The organism is Streptomyces monticola (genome assembly GCF_042665355.1).
In the GTDB taxonomy this organism is placed as follows: Bacteria; Actinomycetota; Actinomycetes; order Streptomycetales; family Streptomycetaceae; genus Streptomyces; species Streptomyces monticola.
Genome location: NZ_JBHTCF010000008.1, coordinates 1 through 15218 on the forward strand (window position 1 = coordinate 1; position 15218 = coordinate 15218).

Here is a 15218-nt window from a genome sequence, read left to right on the forward strand (position 1 = left end):
GGTGGCCGCGCCGGGCGTGCCCCCGGCGCCCGCCGCCCCGTCCATGGCGCCCGGCGCGGTCGCCAAGCGGCTGCTCGTGCCCGCGGCGGTGCTCGGCTCGGTCGCCGCCGCGTTCGCCTACGTGGGCTCCGTCGACCCCAACGAACCCGGCCACTACCCGGTCTGCCCGCTGCTCCGCTTCACCGGCATCCTCTGCCCCGGCTGCGGCGGTCTGCGCAGCGCCCACGCCTTCATCCACGGCGAGTTCACGACCGCGCTCGGCGCCAACGCGCTCGCCGTCATCGGCTTCGTGCTCTTCGCCGCCGGCTGGATCGTGTGGGCGGTCGCGGCGGCCCGCGGCCGGGTGCGCCGGGTCGATCTCGGCTCGGTCCACATGTGGGTGATCGGCGCTCTGCTGCTTGTCTTCACCGTCGTACGCAATCTGCCCTTCGGGGCCTGGCTGCGGCCGTGAGGGCTCGCCGGGCGGAACCGAGGGCGCCGGGGAAAGTCCAGGTAGTGGGACCGGCGTCAACCGGATGCAGGGGCTTCGCCCTCGGCCGGATACCATCGCAGTGCCCACCGGAACGCGCTCATGGCGTCCGTCGTCCGGTGCGGCAGCACCAGGCCGGATCCACCGGATCCGGACCAGTAAGCCCGTTTCGCCGTCACGGAAGGGGGCCGCTCGCGTGAGTGTGCTCGACGAGATCATCGAAGGCGTGCGCGAGGACCTCGCCGAACGGCAGGCGCGCGTCAGCCTCGACGAGCTCAAGGAGCGTGCGGCGAAGGCGCCCCAGGCCAAGGACGGTGTGGCCGCCCTGCGCGGTGACGGCGTCAAGGTGATCTGCGAGGTCAAGCGCTCCAGCCCTTCCAAGGGCGCGCTCGCCGCGATCGCCGACCCCGCCGGGCTCGCCGCCGACTACGAGGCGGGTGGCGCGTCCGTCATCTCCGTCCTCACCGAGCAGCGCCGCTTCGGCGGCTCGCTCGCCGACCTGGAGGCCGTCCGCGCCAAGGTCGACATCCCCATCCTGCGCAAGGACTTCATCGTCACCGCGTACCAGCTGTGGGAGGCCAGGGCCTACGGCGCCGACCTCGTCCTGCTGATCGTCTCCGCCCTCGAACAGGAGGCCCTCGTCTCCCTCGTGGAGCGCGCCGAGTCCATCGGGCTCACGCCGCTCGTCGAGGTGCACGACGAGGAGGAGGCCGAGCGGGCGGTGGCCGCCGGCGCGAAGATCATCGGGGTCAACGCACGCGACCTGAAGACCCTGAAGGTCGACCGCTCGACCTTCACCCGGGTCGCCCCGGAGATCCCGCCGCACATCGTGAAGATCGCCGAGTCCGGGGTGCGCGGCCCGCACGACCTGATCGCGTACGCCAACGACGGCGCCGACGCGGTGCTCGTCGGCGAGTCCCTGGTGACCGGCAAGGACCCCAAGGCCGCCGTGGTGGACCTCGTGGCCGCCGGCGCCCACCCCGCTCTCCGGCACGGACGGGGCTGACCCCTCGTGCCTCTCTCCGCCCGCCTCGCACCCGGCTGCCGCCCACGCGGCTGCCGGGCGCCGGCGCGGCGTGTGCACGGGCGCCGAGTCCGCTATGTGATCGGCTCCGAGCCGGGCCAGGTGAACGGGATGCGATGGCGACGCGCGGCGGGTGTCATCGCGCGCGGCTGAGCTGGGATTCTTCCTTTCCCCAGCCCCGCCCCTTCCCGTAACCGGGGCTCCGCCCCGGACCCGTGTGTCCTCAAACTCCCCCAGCTACCGCTGGGAGGTGCCCCCAGGACGGGCTGATTTATCGGCCCCGCCGTCCGCGGAGGACTTCGGGAAGGGGCGGGGTGGGGAAGACGGCTGCCGCGCGACCCGCACCATGCCACGTACCGTGACCACCATCAGACTGGCATCCGGGGCGCGCGCCCCAACTAGGAGCATGTCGGACATGTCCAGCGAATTCTTTATCCCTGACCCGGAGGGTCAAGTCCCCAGCCCTCAGGGCTACTTCGGTGCGTTCGGCGGCAAGTTCATCCCGGAGGCCCTCGTCGCCGCCGTGGACGAGGTCGCCGTCGAGTACGAGAAGGCCAAGAACGACCCCGAGTTCGCGCGGGAGCTCGAAGACCTTCTCGTGAACTACACCGGCCGGCCGAGCGCCCTCACCGAGGTGCCCCGGTTCGCCGAACAGGCCGGTGGCGCCCGGGTGTTCCTCAAGCGCGAGGACCTCAACCACACCGGCTCGCACAAGATCAACAACGTGCTCGGGCAGGCCCTGCTCACCAAGCGCATGGGCAAGACCCGGGTCATCGCGGAGACCGGCGCCGGCCAGCACGGCGTCGCCACCGCCACCGCGTGCGCGCTCTTCGGGCTCGACTGCACCATCTACATGGGCGAGATCGACACCCAGCGCCAGGCCCTCAACGTCGCCCGGATGCGGATGCTCGGCGCCGAGGTCATCGCCGTGAAGTCCGGCAGCCGCACGCTGAAGGACGCCATCAACGAGGCCTTCCGCGACTGGGTCGCCAATGTCGACCGCACGCACTACCTGTTCGGGACCGTGGCGGGACCGCACCCGTTCCCCGCCATGGTGCGCGACTTCCACCGCGTCATCGGCGTCGAGGCCAGGAGGCAGATCCTGGAGCGCGCCGGACGCCTCCCGGACGCCGCGGTCGCCTGTGTCGGCGGCGGCTCCAACGCCATCGGCCTCTTCCACGCCTTCATCCCGGACGCGGACGTACGCCTCATCGGCTGCGAGCCCGCCGGGCACGGCATCGAGACCGGGGAGCACGCGGCCACGCTGACCGCGGGCGAGCCCGGCATCCTGCACGGTTCGCGGTCGTACGTCCTGCAGGACGAGGAAGGCCAGATCACCGAGCCGTACTCGATCTCGGCCGGGCTCGACTACCCGGGCATCGGACCCGAGCACGCGTACCTCAAGGACAGCGGCCGCGGCGAGTACCGCGCCGTCACCGACGACGCCGCGATGCAGGCCCTGCGGCTGCTCTCGCAGACGGAGGGCATCATCCCGGCGATTGAGAGCGCCCACGCTCTTGCGGGTGCCCTCGAAGTCGGCCGTGAGCTCGGCAAGGACGGCCTCATCGTGGTCAACCTGTCCGGGCGCGGCGACAAGGACATGGACACGGCCGCGCGCTACTTCGGCCTGTACGACAACGGTGACGGCGCCGAGGGGGAGTCCAAGTGAGCGGGAACGTCGAGTTGTTGAGCGCCACGCTCGCCGCGGCCAAGGCCGAGGACCGGGCTGCCCTCATCGCGTATCTGCCGGCCGGCTTCCCGAGCGTCGACGGCGGCATCGAGGCCGTCAAGGCGGTACTCGACTCGGGCGCGGACGTCGTGGAGGTCGGGCTTCCGCACAGTGACCCGGTGCTCGACGGACCGGTCATCCAGACCGCAGACGACATCGCCCTGCGCGGCGGCGTGAAGATCGCCGACGTGCTGCGCACGGTGCGCGAGGCGCACGCCGCCACCGGCAAGCCGATCCTCGTGATGACGTACTGGAACCCCATCGACCGCTACGGCGTCGAGCGCTTCACCGCCGAGCTGGCCGAGGCGGGCGGCGCGGGCTGCATCCTGCCCGACCTGCCGGTCGAGGAGTCGGGGCTGTGGCGCGAGCACGCCGACAAGCACGGCCTCGGCACGGTCTTCGTGGTCGCCCCGAGCAGCAAGGACGCCCGTCTCGCCACCATCACGGCGGCCGGCTCGGGCTTCGTCTACGCCGCCTCGCTCATGGGCGTGACCGGTACCCGCGAGTCGGTCGGCGCCCAGGCCGAGAACCTGGTGGCCCGCACCCGCGCCACCACCGACCTGCCGGTCTGTGTCGGCCTCGGCGTCTCCAACGCCGCGCAGGCGGCGGAGGTCGCACGCTTCGCGGACGGCGTGATCGTCGGCTCGGCCTTTGTGAAGGCCATGCTCGACGCCCCCGACGAGAGCGCGGGCCTCGCGGCAGTGCGGACCCTCACCGGCGACCTCGCCCGGGGCGTCCGCAGGGGCGGATGATCCGCGGGTAGTCCGTACGGGTGGACCTGGGACCGGGGAGGCACGCTGGTGCCTCCCCGGTTCGTTTGCGGGATGTGAGCGAGAAGAACCGTGAGGGAAAGCGCGCCGCACGCGAGCGGCTGGCCATCGAGCGTGAGAAGCAGAAGGCCCGGGAGCGGCGGCGTCGCGCCCTGATCGTGGCCTCCGCCGTGGTAGGGGTCCTGGGCCTGGCCGCCATCGCCGGCGTGATCGCCGCCAACTCCGGCGGCAAGAAGGAGAGCTCGGGCCCCGTCGTCGTACCCAAGGGGGCGAGTGGCCAGGACAGCCTCTCCATCCCCGAAGGCAAGGACAGCGCCAAGTCCACCCTCGCCATCTGGGAGGACTTCCGCTGCCCGGCCTGCGCCCAGTTCGAGGAGATGTACCGCAAGACGATCCACGAGCTCGCGGACAAGGGCCAGCTCAAGGTCGAGTACCACCTCGCCACGATCATCGACAAGAACATGGGCGGCAAGGGCTCCCTGCGCGCCGCCAACGCCGCGGCCTGCGCCCAGGACGCCGGAATGTTCACGCCGTACCACGACGTGCTCTACAAGAACCAGCCCGAGGAAACCGACGACGCCTTCGGCAAGAACAGCAAGCTGATCGAGCTCGCCGGCCAGGTCGACGGACTCGACACCGACGGCTTCAAGAAATGCGTCGACGACGGCAAGCACAACAGCTGGGTGGAGAAGTCCAACGCGGCCTTCGAGAAGGGCGGCTTCAAGGGCACCCCGACCGTGCGGCTCAACGGCAAGGACATCTTCGGCGACCAGAACAACCCGCTGACGCCGGAGAAGCTGAAGAAGATGGTCGAGGACGCCGACAAGTAGCCGGTGCCCGGTGCCCGGTGCCCGCAGCCCCGGGCCGGTCCTCGTTATCCAGCCGTTAGGCCGGGCGGATTGCCGTGCATACCGCCCGGCACGGTAGCGTCGACCCCGCCATGGAACTCCTTGCCTTCATTCCCAGCCCGGCCAAGGGTGAGATCGACCCCTTCGGCGTGCCCCTGCGCGGCTACGCGTTCTGCATCATCATCGGCGTCTTCGTGGCCGTCTGGCTCGGCGGGCGGCGTTGGATCGCCCGCGGCGGCCGCGCCGGCACCGTGGCCGATATCGCCGTATGGGCCGTGCCCTTCGGCCTCGTCGGCGGACGGCTCTACCACGTCATCACGGACTACGAGCTGTACTTCAGCGAGGGCCGTAACTGGGTCGACGCCTTCAAGATCTGGGAAGGCGGCCTCGGTATCTGGGGCGCCATCGCGCTCGGTGCGCTCGGCGCCTGGATCGGCTGCCGCCGCCGCGGCATCCCGCTTCCTGCGTACGCCGACGCCGTCGCGCCCGGTATCGCCCTCGCCCAGGCCATCGGCCGCTGGGGCAACTGGTTCAACCAGGAGCTGTACGGACGGGCGACGGATCTGCCGTGGGCCCTGGAGATCACACGCTCCGACGGCGGCCGGGTCCCCGGCACGTACCACCCGACCTTCCTCTACGAGTCCCTGTGGTGCATCGGCGTCGCGGTCCTGGTGATCTGGGCCGACCGGCGCTTCAAGATGGGGCACGGGCGGGCGTTCGCCCTGTACGTCGCGGCGTACTGCGCCGGGCGCGGCTGGATCGAGTACATGCGGGTGGACGACGTCCAGCTGAACGACGTGCTCGGGCTGCGCTTCAACGTGTGGACGTCGATCGTCGTCTTCCTGCTCGCGGTGGCGTACATCGTGGTTTCGGCCCGGAAGCGGCCGGGGCGGGAGGAGATCGTCGAGCCGGTGGACTCTTCGGAGGGTGACTCGGGCTCTGAGGAGTCCGGTGAGGCCGGTGAGTCCTCTGACTCCAAGGCCGAGTCGAAGGCGGAGGCGAAGGCGGAGGCGGACAGCGAGTCGGAATCGGCTTCGGAGTCGGAGTCGGCGAAGAAGAGTTGAGGTGGGGGCGGGGTGGATTTCCCCAGTCCCGCCCCTTCCCGTAACTGGGGCTCCGCCCCAGACCTCGTGTCCTCAAGCGCCGGACGGGCTGGAAATCCAGCCCGTCCGGCGCTTGAGTGCTTCACGTCCTTGTGCCGCGCCGGGACAACGCCAGCGTGCGGCGGGCTCCCGCCACCACCGCCGCGTCCACGAAGCGGCCGTCCGGGAGGGCCTGGGCGCCCTGGTTCGACTCCGCGGCCTTGACGATCTCCTCCGCCGCCGCGATCTCCTCGACCGTCGGCAGATACGCGCGCTCGATGACCGGAAGCTGCCGTGGATGGATCGCGGCGCGGCCCAGGAAGCCGAGGGTGCGGCCGTGGGCGCAGGTCGTGGCCAGGCCGTCGAGGTCGAGGACATCGGCGTGCACCGACTGCGTGGGCGGTGCGAGGCCGGCCGCGCGGGCCGCGCAGACGACACGGGCGCGGGCCCAGTCCAGGCCCGTGTCGGCCGCGCCCAGGTCGGCCCGTAGATCCGCCTCGCCCAGGGCGATACCCCGCAGGGCCGGATGGGCGGTGGCGATGGCGTACGCGTGCTCGATGCCGAGCGCGGATTCGAGGAGGGCGAACAGGGGCGTGGAGTCGGTCAGTTCCGCGAGGCGGACGATGGCCGCCGGGTCGGTGACCTTGGGGAGGCGCAGGCCCGCGAGGCCGGGCAGCCCGGTGACGGCGCGGAGGTCGGGCTCGGCGTGCGGGCCGTCCAGGGCGTTGACGCGGACGTGCACGGGCACCGGGTGGCGCCGGCCGAGGAGTTCCGCAGTGGCGGCGCGGGCGTAGTCCTTGCGGTCGTCGGCCACCGCGTCCTCCAGGTCCACGATCACCGCGTCCGCGCCGGACGTGAGCGCCTTCGCGACCGTGCCGGGGCGGTCCCCCGGGGCGTACAACCAGGTCAGGGCGGGTGCCGCTGTCATGCCGCGCCCGCCTTGCGCAGGGCCGCGATGTCCTGTTCCGCCAGGCCGAGTTCGGTGAGGACGGCATCCGTGTCCGCGCCGTGCGGGCGGCCCGCCCAGCGGATCGCGCCGGGGGTGGCGGAGAGCCGGAAGAGGATGTTCTGCATCCGGAGCGGGCCGAGTTCGGGGTCGGGGACCTCGGTGATCGTGTCGAGGGCCGCGTACTGCGGATCGGCCATCACTTCCCGTACGTCGTGGATGGGCGCCACGGCCGCCTCGGCCTTCTCGAAGGCGGCGGTCACCTCGTCGCGGGTGTGCCGGCCGATCCAGTCGCCGACCGCCTCGTCGAGTTCATCGGCGTGCGCGGCGCGCTCCGCGCCGGTCGCGAACCAGGGCTCGGCGATCAGTTCGGGGCGGCCGACCAGGTGCATGACGCGTTCCGCGATGGACTGCGCGGAGGTGGAGACGGCGACCCACTTGCCGTCGGCCGTGCGGTAGGTGTTGCGGGGCGCGTTGTTGGTGGAGCGGTTTCCGGTGCGCGGCTGTACGTAGCCGAGCTGGTCGTACCAGAGGGGCTGCGGGCCGAGGACCGTGAGGATCGGTTCGATGATGGCCATGTCGACGACCTGGCCCTGGCCGGTGGTGGCGCGGGCGGTGACGGCCGTCATGATCGCGTACGCCGTCGCCAGGCCCGCGATCGAGTCGGCGAGGCCGAACGGGGGGAGCGTCGGCGGGCCTTCCGGTTCGCCCGTGATGGCCGCGAATCCGCTCATCGCCTCGGCCAGGGTGCCGAAGCCGGGGCGGTGGGCGTAGGGGCCGAACTGGCCGAAGCCGGTGACACGGGCCAGGATCAACCGCTGGTTGGCGGCGTGGAGTTCGTCCCAGCCGAGGTTCCACTTCTCCAGGGTGCCGGGCCGGAAGTTCTCGATCACCACGTCCGCGGTGGCCGCGAGGCGCAGGAGGGTGGCGCGGCCGCCCTCTGTGGAGAGATCGAGGGTGAGGGTGCGTTTGTTGCGGCCGAGCAGTTTCCACCACAGGCCGACCCCGTCCTTGGACGGGCCGTGGCCGCGGGACGGGTCCGGTCTGCGGGGGTGCTCGACCTTGATCACTTCGGCGCCGAAGTCACCGAGCATGGTCGCGGCGAGCGGCCCCGCGAAGAGGGTGGCGAGGTCCAGTACGCGGAGGCCTCCGAGGGCGGCGGGGGTCGCGGGTGAACTGTGCAGGGGGTCCATCGGGTCCTGGGGTCCTTTGATCGGGCGGGCAATCGGCGGACGGGGTCAGTCGGCGGCGGTGGGGGCGGCGGCGCAGGCCGCGTCGATCGCGGAGCGGTAGGGCATGGAGGCCGAGGCGCCGGGGCGCTGCACCGACAGAGAGGCGGCCGTCGAGGCCCAGGCCATGGCCTCTTCGACGGGGCGGCCCTCGGCGAGCGCCACCGTCAGCGCGCCCACGAAGGTGTCGCCCGCGGCTGTCGAGTCCACCGCGGTGACCCGGGGCGCGGGCACCGTGAGGCGCCGCCCGGTGCGGTCGGCGTAGCGGCTGCCCGCCGAGCCGAGGGTGATGACGACCTCCGGGACCCGGTCGAGCAGCGCATCGGCGGCCGCGCCCGGGTCGGTGTGGCCGGTGAGGGCGGCCGCCTCGTGCTCATTGGGCACCAACAGATCGATGGCGGCTAGGAGTTCGGCCGGCAGGGGCTGGGCGGGTGCGGGGGTGAGGACCGTGCGGACGCCGTGGAGGCGGGCGTGCCGTGCGCCCGCGAGCACACCGTCGAGGGGGATCTCCAGCTGCAGCAGCAGGGCGTCCGCGGTCTCGATGGCCGCCGCGTCGCCGGGCGCGAGCGAGGTGACGGTGCCGTTCGCGCCGGGGACGACGACGATCGCGTTGCCGCCCTCGTCGTCCACGACGATGTGCGCGGTCCCGCTCGGCACCTCCGCGGTCCGCAACTGCCCGGTGTCCACGCCGGACTCGGCGAGCGCGGCGCGCAGCTGTACGCCGAAGTCGTCGGCGCCCACCGAGCCGATCATCGCCACCGCGGCGCCCGCGCGGGCCGCCGCCACGGCCTGGTTGGCGCCCTTGCCGCCGGGGACCGTGCGGAACTCACGTCCCGTGACTGTCTCTCCGCGGTCGGGGGCCTTCTCGACGTACGCGACGAGGTCCATGTTCGTGCTGCCGAGCACGGCGATCCGGGTCATGGGCGGGAGGTCTCCTCGGAGGTCGTGGTCGTGGTCGTAGTCGTAGTCGTAGTCGTAGGAGGGTGGGTCAGGTCGGCGGTCATCCGGGCCAGGGTGTCGAAGCCGATGCCGTCGAAGTCGCCGACGGAGGTGGCGAGGCGGTTCTTGAGCGGCGCCGTCCAGCGTTCGCCGAGCGCGTCCGGGTGCCCGGCGAGCAGGCCCGCGATCGAACCGGCGGTCGCGCCGTTGGAGTCGGTGTCCCAGCCGCCGGACACCGCGCGGGTGACGGAGCCGGTGAAGTCGCCGTCGGCGTGGGTGAGGGCGGCGGCGAGCAGCGCGGCGTTCGGCACGGTGTGGACCCAGTGGTAGGCGCCGTACTCCTCGTGCAGGGTGTCCACGACGGTGTCGAAGTCCCGCTCCTCGTGGGCGAGTTCGATGCCGTGCCGGACGGCCTGCGCGAGCCGGGACTTCGGCGGTACGACGGCGAGTCCGGCGCGCAGGGCCGTGTGCACGTCGGCCGAGGCGTCGCCGGCCCGCGCGATGGCGGCGGCCGCGAACATCGCGCCGTACACGCCGTTCGCGGTGTGCGTCAGGGTCGCCTCCCGGTGTGCCTGCGCGGCGGCGGCCGCCGGGTCGCCGGGGTGGGTCAGACCGTGGACGTCGGCGCGGATGAGGGCGCCGATCCACTCACGGAACGGGTTGTGGCGGCGGGCGGTGTCCGGGGGCTCGGTCCCGTCGAGCAGGTTGCGGTAGGCGACGCGCTCGGCGGTGAAGGTGCGGCCCGCGGGCAGTTCGTCGAGCCACAGGGCGGCCACGTCGCGGGTGCCGAAGTCCGCTCCGTACCGCTGGAGCAGCAGCAGGTTCAGGAGCGGGTAGTTGAGGTCGTCGTCCTCCGGCATGCCGTCGATGTTCTCGGCGAGCGAGGTGGGGGCGCTGCGCCGGTTCCAGGGGTAGGCCGCGGCCAGCTCCGCGGGCAGGCCACGGGCGGTGAAGTAGCCGGTGAGGGGCCAGTTGCCGGTGGCGCGGGCGAGTGCGCGGATACCGTCGAGGGGCAGCTTCTCGACGGGCTTGCCGAGCAGACAGCCGACGGCCCGGCCGAGCCAGGCGGCCTGCAGCCGCGCCAGGTCCGCGCGGGCCCCGGACGGGTCGGGCGCGGACGGACGAGGGGTGGACGGGCCGGGGCCGGAGGGATCAGGGGTGGACGGGCCGGGCGCGGAGGGATCAGGGGTGGACGGGCCGGGTCCGGAGGGATCAGGCGTGGACGGGTCGGGCGCGGAGGGATCAGGCGTGGACGGGTCGGGCGCGGAGGGATCAGGCGTGGACGGGTCGGGCGCGGAGGGGGTCGGCCAGTGCGGGCAGAGCGCGCGCACGGCGCCGAGGTCCGTGGGTTCGTACGGGGCGCGGGGCGACGCCAACTCGTCCAGTTCGTCGAGGAGTTCGACGGCCAGGGCGCGCAGGGCCGGGTCCACGGGGTCCGGTGACGCACCGGCCCGGTGCGGGGCGGGCCGGCCGCCCGCCGTGTACCAGCGCTGTGCGACGGCCGAGGCGTCCCGGCCGTCCTCGGCCGCCTGGCGCAGTTCGTGGCCGATGAGGTCCTCGGGCTGTACCCAGGTCAGCCGGAGGCGCCCGGTCATGCGGTGCCGCCGGTGAGCTGTGTGAACGCCGCCGGGTGCGGGGCCGGGTGGTCGCCTTGTGCGTGTCGGCCGGTCATGCCGTGCCGCCGGTGAGCTGTGTGAACGCCGTCGCGTGTGTGGCGTGGCGCTCCTGGTCGCGGGCGAACACCTCGCGGGTCACCTCGGCGAGTGTCGTCGCGGGGGCGTGCAGGTCGAGGCGGCTGGCCTCGGCGACCCGCTTGGCCCAGTCGGCCGGTGCGGCGGAGCCCAGTGCGCCCGCGATGGCGCCGCTCATGGTGGCGATGGAGTCGCAGTCACGGCCGTAGTTGACCGCGCCGAGCACCGTACGGCGGTAGTCGCCCGCGCCCACCAGGAGCATGCCGAGGGCGATCGGGAGCTCCTCGATGGCGTGCAGGCGCGAGGGGCGGCGGGCACCGAGTGAGGGGGCGCGGTAGTCGGGTCCGACGGTGTCGTACGGCGCCACCGCCTCGCGCAGCGGACGCAGCGCGGTCTCGAAGTCCCGGTGGCGCGCGGCCACTTCGCAGACCGCGTCGATGGCGGCGCGGGTGCCGTCCTTGGCCAGGGACAGACAGGTCTCCACGACGGACTCGGGGCTCGCCCCCGGTGCGCAGGCCGCCGCGACCGCCGCCGCGAACACCCCGGCCGCCTCCCTGCCGTACGACGACTGGTGCGTGCCCGCGACGTCCAGGGCCTCGGCGTAAGCCCCCCGTGGATCGGCCGCGTTGACCAGGCCAACTGGCGCCATGTACATCGCCGCACCGCAGTTGACGATGTTCCCCGAGCCCGCCTCGCGGGGGTCGACATGGCCGTAGTGCAGCCGGGCCACGATCCACTTCTCGGCGAGGAAGATCCGCTGCAGGGGCAGTGCCTCGGCCTCGAGTTCGGGGATCCAGCGGGGGGTGCCCATCAGATCGGGTACGAGGTGGTCGGCGACGGCATACGCGTCGAGATGGTCGCGGACCTTCGCGTAGACGCGGATCAGCGCATGCGTCATCAAGGTGTCGTCGGTGACGTGCCCGTCGCCCTTGTGGTACGGCGCGATGGGCCGGGCGGTGCGCCAGTCCGTGCCGTGCCACGGGCCGACGACGCCGTTGATCCGGCCGCCGTGGCGCTCGGTGATCTGCTCCGGGGTCCAGCCCTCGACCGGCCCGCCGAGCGCGTCGCCGACGGCGGCGCCGACGAGGCTCGCGGTGATGCGCTCGTCGAGGCCGGGCCCTTCCGTCTGGGGAGTTGTACCTGTCATGGGTGAATTGTCCACCCGGGGCGGTCAGTTCCGGGGGCTGGCGAGCAGGTCGGCGAGTTCCACCAGATCGGTGCCCGCGAGCCGGGGCAGGGCGCAGCCCGACAAGGTGCGGCACGCCTCGCGCCAGCTCTCCGGCACCGCGTCCGCACCGCCGAGCGCACCGGTCAGGGCGCCCGCGAGGGCGGGGGCCGAGTCGGCGACCCGGGACAGACAGGCGGCCGCGGGCACGGCGCGGGCGAGGACGCCGCGGGCTGCGGTGGCGACGGCGAGGGCCACGGGGACGGTCTCGGCGGCGGCGATGCCGTAGCTGTAGACGTGGTCGACGATCTGGTGCTCGAGGAGCGGAACGAGGGCGAACGCACCGTCGGTGTCCTGAGCGGTGTGGCGGCCGAGCTTCACGGCGATCCGCGCGTTGCGGCCGATCTCCGTGGACTCCGGGAGCTGGTCGAGCGCGGCGTCGACGGCCGCGTCCACATCGGCGTGGACGAGGGCCGTCGCGATCGCCGCCGCCATCGCGCGGGCGCCGTGCACCCCGTCGCCGTCCTGGGTGTAGCGGGCGTCGAACTCGGCGAGATCGGCGGCTGCCTGCGGGTCGCCGGGGTGAACGACCGCGAGCACGGCGGCGCGTACGCAGGCGGCGTCGTCGAAGTAGTGCGGGTTGTCGTGGCCCGTGGCGGGCGGGCGCAGTCCGGTGGCGAGATTGCCGAGGCCCGCGCGTACGGAGATCCGGGCGCGCAACGGGATCCTGGCGGACTCCACCTCGGGAGCGCGGGCCGCCGCCGCGGCGATCTGGGCGGCGAGGATCTGCCAGTGGTGGTCGAGGGCGGCGCGGACGTCACGCCCGGCTCCGGCGAGCAGGGCGGTGGCGGTGTACGCGGCCCACTCGGCGTCGTCGGAAGGCCCGAGGCGCAGTGGCTCGGGGGGCTGGTTCAGGGCGATCGGTACCGGCAGGGTGGTGGTGGCGTTCTGCTCGGCGAAGGTGTCCAGTTCGCGGGTGAGTCTTCTGGTCCACTCCGGCATGCGGGCGGCTCTGTGCCTGGCCGCGGGCCACCCCGCGGCGTCGCCCGCGGCGAGGCCGAGCAGCAGGCCGTGGATCGCGTCGCCCCGCAACGGGGGCGCCCCGGGCTCCTGTTGACGGAGACGCCCGGCGGAACACCCGCGCCCGGCGGAACACCCGCGCACAGCGGTGCCTGCGGTGCCTGCGGTGCCTGCGGTGCCTGCGGTGCCTGCGGTGCCTGCGATATCAGGGGGACCAGTGGTCGTGCCGCTGGATACGGATTCCTCGGTCACTCGCGTGCCTCTTCCTCTTCCGGCTCTTCCGGTGTCAGCAAGTCCGCGATGTCCAGGACGTGGTAGCCCCGCATGGACGGCAGGCAGCTGCCGCGTACCGGGCCGATCGCGGTGGCCCAGGCGTCGGGGATCGCGGTGACCGTGCGTACCGCCCCGGAAAGGGCGCCCGCGAGCGCCGCCGTCGTATCCGCGTCGCGGCCCATGTTGACCGCGGTCAGGACCGAGCCGCGGAAGTCGCCGAGGGCCGCGGCGAAGGCGCCGAAGGCGAGGCCCACCGCCTCGGGGGCCAGATCCGTCCACGGGTAGCCGCCGATCACGACCGCGGAGCGGACCGCGCGTTCCCCCTCGGGCGCCGCCACCACGGCGCGGCGCAGGGAGCGGGCCGTCCAGGAGTCCATCGGGATCACCGAGAGCGCGGCGCCGATCACGGCCGCGGGGCCCTCGCCGGCCATCGCCGCCGCGACGCCCGCCGCCACCGCCTGGGCACCGTAGATGCCCTCGCCCTCGTGGCTGACGGAGCCGTCGATGGCGACCAGACGGGCCGCCTCCGCGGGCCGGCCCGCGGCGAACACCCCGAAGGGCGCCGCGCGCATCGCCAGGCCGTCGCTCCAGGCGTGCCGGTGCTGGGCCGTCACGGGTGCGGCCAGTCCGCGGCGGAGGTTCTCCAGGGTGCCGCGTTCGCTGAAGCCCGCGCCTCGGAAGGGGCCCTCGTCCAGGTCGGCGATCCACTGGTGCCAGGCCTTCTCCGCGTGCGCGACGGTCAGCGCCGAGCCGTGCCGGGCGAGCAGCAGGCCCGAGAAGATCGCGTACTCGGTGTCGTCCGTGCCCGCCGGGTCATCGACGACGAAGCCCTCGATACGGCCCCAGCGGCGGCGGATCTCGGAGGGCTTCATATTCTCCGCCGGGGCACCGAGCGCGTCACCGACCGCGAGGCCGAGCAGCGCTCCGCGGGCACGGGCGCGCAACTCCGCCGTACCGCCGGGTGCGGGGACCGGTGAATCGCATGCAATCGACACCATGCTCCGATGCGTTCCACGCGAGCCGGTTCCGGGCGCGCGCCGCCGTCGACGTCACCCCTTCGACGTCTCCGCGAGAGGGCCGAAAGCCCTGGTAAGTACGGCCTTCCTTGCTGGCGAGAGCGATTTTTCGGGCGTACTTTCGACTCCGTGAAGGGGTCCGCGGAGGGCCCCGGAGGGGGAGCGGGGACATCCGAAACCCGGCTCACGGAGAAGGGAGTGAACGCGCCGATGGCGATCATGGACAACGAGGCCGCACTGCACGAGGCCCATCGCGACAACCACACGCACCGCGACGTCAACGGCGGCTGGCTTCGCCCCGCGGTCTTCGGAGCGATGGACGGGCTCGTCTCCAACCTGGCCCTGATCACCGGTGTCGCCGGCGGGGCCGTCTCCCAGCAGACCATCGTCATCACCGGGCTCGCCGGACTCGCGGCCGGCGCCTTCTCGATGGCGGCCGGTGAGTACACCTCGGTGGCCTCGCAGCGTGAACTCGTGCAGGCCGAGCTGGATGTCGAGCGCCGAGAGCTGCGCAAGCACCCCAAGGACGAGGAGAACGAGCTCGCCGCGCTGTACGCGTCGCGCGGAGTCGAACCCGAGCTCGCGCGGGAGGTCGCGCGGCAGCTGTCGAAGGACCCCGAGCAGGCCCTGGAGATACACGCCCGCGAGGAGCTGGGGATCGACCCCGGCGACCTGCCCTCGCCGACGGTCGCCGCGGTCTCGTCGTTCGCGTCCTTCGCCCTGGGCGCCGTGCTTCCCGTACTGCCGTATCTGCTCGGTGCGAGCACCCTGTGGCCCGCCCTGCTGCTCGCGCTGCTCGGGCTCTTCGCGTGCGGGGCCGTGGTGGCGCGGGTGACCGCGCGGTCCTGGTGGTTCAGCGGGCTCAGGCAGCTGGCCCTCGGTGGCGCGGCGGCCGGTGTGACGTACGCCCTGGGCACCGTGTTCGGAACGGCTCTAGGATGAGGGTACGTGGGTCTATGCATCGGACTGCATAAACAGTCGTTACTCAGCGGTTTCGATTCCTTGACCGCAGGGCAT

General features: G+C 72.9%; 14 protein-coding genes and 1 pseudogene. 8 read left to right on the plus strand and 7 right to left on the minus strand.

The window, feature by feature from the left end:
- The first annotated feature begins 43 nt into the window (after window positions 1–43).
- The 7 genes from ACFQVC_RS19635 (at window position 44) to lgt (ending at window position 5904) form a co-directional block, all read left to right on the plus strand.
- Window positions 44–451, plus strand: coding sequence for a DUF2752 domain-containing protein (locus ACFQVC_RS19635; protein ID WP_381832360.1), 408 nt, complete (start codon window positions 44–46; stop codon window positions 449–451).
- Between the two features lie 214 nt (window positions 452–665).
- Window positions 666–1475: an indole-3-glycerol phosphate synthase TrpC gene (gene trpC / locus ACFQVC_RS19640; RefSeq protein WP_381831790.1), complete on the plus strand. Its 810-nt coding sequence runs from the start codon at window positions 666–668 to the stop codon at window positions 1473–1475.
- Window positions 1476–1481: 6 nt separating this feature from the next.
- Window positions 1482–1646, plus strand: coding sequence for a tryptophan biosynthesis modulator TrpM (gene trpM, locus ACFQVC_RS19645; protein ID WP_381831791.1), 165 nt, complete (start codon window positions 1482–1484; stop codon window positions 1644–1646).
- A 262-nt stretch (window positions 1647–1908) separates the two neighbouring features.
- Window positions 1909–3162, plus strand: a complete 1254-nt coding sequence (gene trpB / locus ACFQVC_RS19650; protein WP_381831792.1) for a tryptophan synthase subunit beta — start codon at window positions 1909–1911, stop codon at window positions 3160–3162.
- Entirely contained in the window at window positions 3159–3974 is an 816-nt protein-coding gene (gene trpA / locus ACFQVC_RS19655) for a tryptophan synthase subunit alpha (RefSeq protein ID WP_381831793.1), read from the plus strand. The genes trpB and trpA overlap by 4 nt, the downstream gene beginning before the upstream one ends.
- A 74-nt stretch (window positions 3975–4048) precedes the next feature.
- A complete protein-coding gene (locus tag ACFQVC_RS19660) occupies window positions 4049–4822 on the plus strand; it encodes a DsbA family protein (RefSeq protein WP_381831794.1) in 774 nt (257 codons plus the stop codon).
- Between the two features lie 110 nt (window positions 4823–4932).
- Window positions 4933–5904, plus strand: a complete 972-nt coding sequence (lgt, locus tag ACFQVC_RS19665; protein ID WP_381831795.1) for a prolipoprotein diacylglyceryl transferase — start codon at window positions 4933–4935, stop codon at window positions 5902–5904.
- Between the two features lie 121 nt (window positions 5905–6025).
- Here the strand turns inward: lgt and ACFQVC_RS19670 are convergent, their stop codons facing one another.
- The 7 genes and pseudogenes from ACFQVC_RS19670 to ACFQVC_RS19700 form a co-directional block, all read right to left on the minus strand.
- Window positions 6026–6850, minus strand: coding sequence for an HpcH/HpaI aldolase/citrate lyase family protein (locus ACFQVC_RS19670; RefSeq protein ID WP_381831796.1), 825 nt, complete (start codon window positions 6848–6850; stop codon window positions 6026–6028).
- The gene (locus tag ACFQVC_RS19675; protein ID WP_381831797.1) at window positions 6847–8061 is read right to left on the minus strand and encodes a CaiB/BaiF CoA transferase family protein; all 1215 of its coding nucleotides are present in this window, start codon (window positions 8059–8061) and stop codon (window positions 6847–6849) included. Before ACFQVC_RS19675 ends, ACFQVC_RS19670 begins: the two co-directional genes overlap by 4 nt.
- A 45-nt stretch (window positions 8062–8106) precedes the next feature.
- Complete coding sequence (rbsK, locus tag ACFQVC_RS19680) at window positions 8107–9018, minus strand: ribokinase (RefSeq protein ID WP_381831798.1); 912 nt, start codon at window positions 9016–9018, stop codon at window positions 8107–8109.
- Window positions 9015–10631: an ADP-ribosylglycohydrolase family protein gene (locus ACFQVC_RS19685; RefSeq protein WP_381831799.1), complete on the minus strand. Its 1617-nt coding sequence runs from the start codon at window positions 10629–10631 to the stop codon at window positions 9015–9017. The genes rbsK and ACFQVC_RS19685 overlap by 4 nt, the downstream gene beginning before the upstream one ends.
- A 73-nt stretch (window positions 10632–10704) precedes the next feature.
- Entirely contained in the window at window positions 10705–11874 is a 1170-nt protein-coding gene (locus ACFQVC_RS19690) for an ADP-ribosylglycohydrolase family protein (RefSeq protein ID WP_381831800.1), read from the minus strand.
- A pseudogene (locus ACFQVC_RS19695) lies at window positions 11810–12984 on the minus strand (ADP-ribosylglycohydrolase family protein); the annotation flags it as partial. The pseudogene ACFQVC_RS19695 and the gene ACFQVC_RS19690, both read right to left, overlap by 65 nt.
- Before the next feature lie 176 nt (window positions 12985–13160).
- Window positions 13161–14183, minus strand: a complete 1023-nt coding sequence (locus tag ACFQVC_RS19700) for an ADP-ribosylglycohydrolase family protein (protein ID WP_381831801.1) — start codon at window positions 14181–14183, stop codon at window positions 13161–13163.
- 228 nt (window positions 14184–14411) lie between these two features.
- Between ACFQVC_RS19700 and ACFQVC_RS19705 the strand changes: the two genes are divergently transcribed.
- A complete protein-coding gene (locus tag ACFQVC_RS19705) occupies window positions 14412–15143 on the plus strand; it encodes a VIT1/CCC1 transporter family protein (RefSeq protein ID WP_381832362.1) in 732 nt (243 codons plus the stop codon).
- The last annotated feature ends 75 nt before the right edge of the window (window positions 15144–15218 follow it).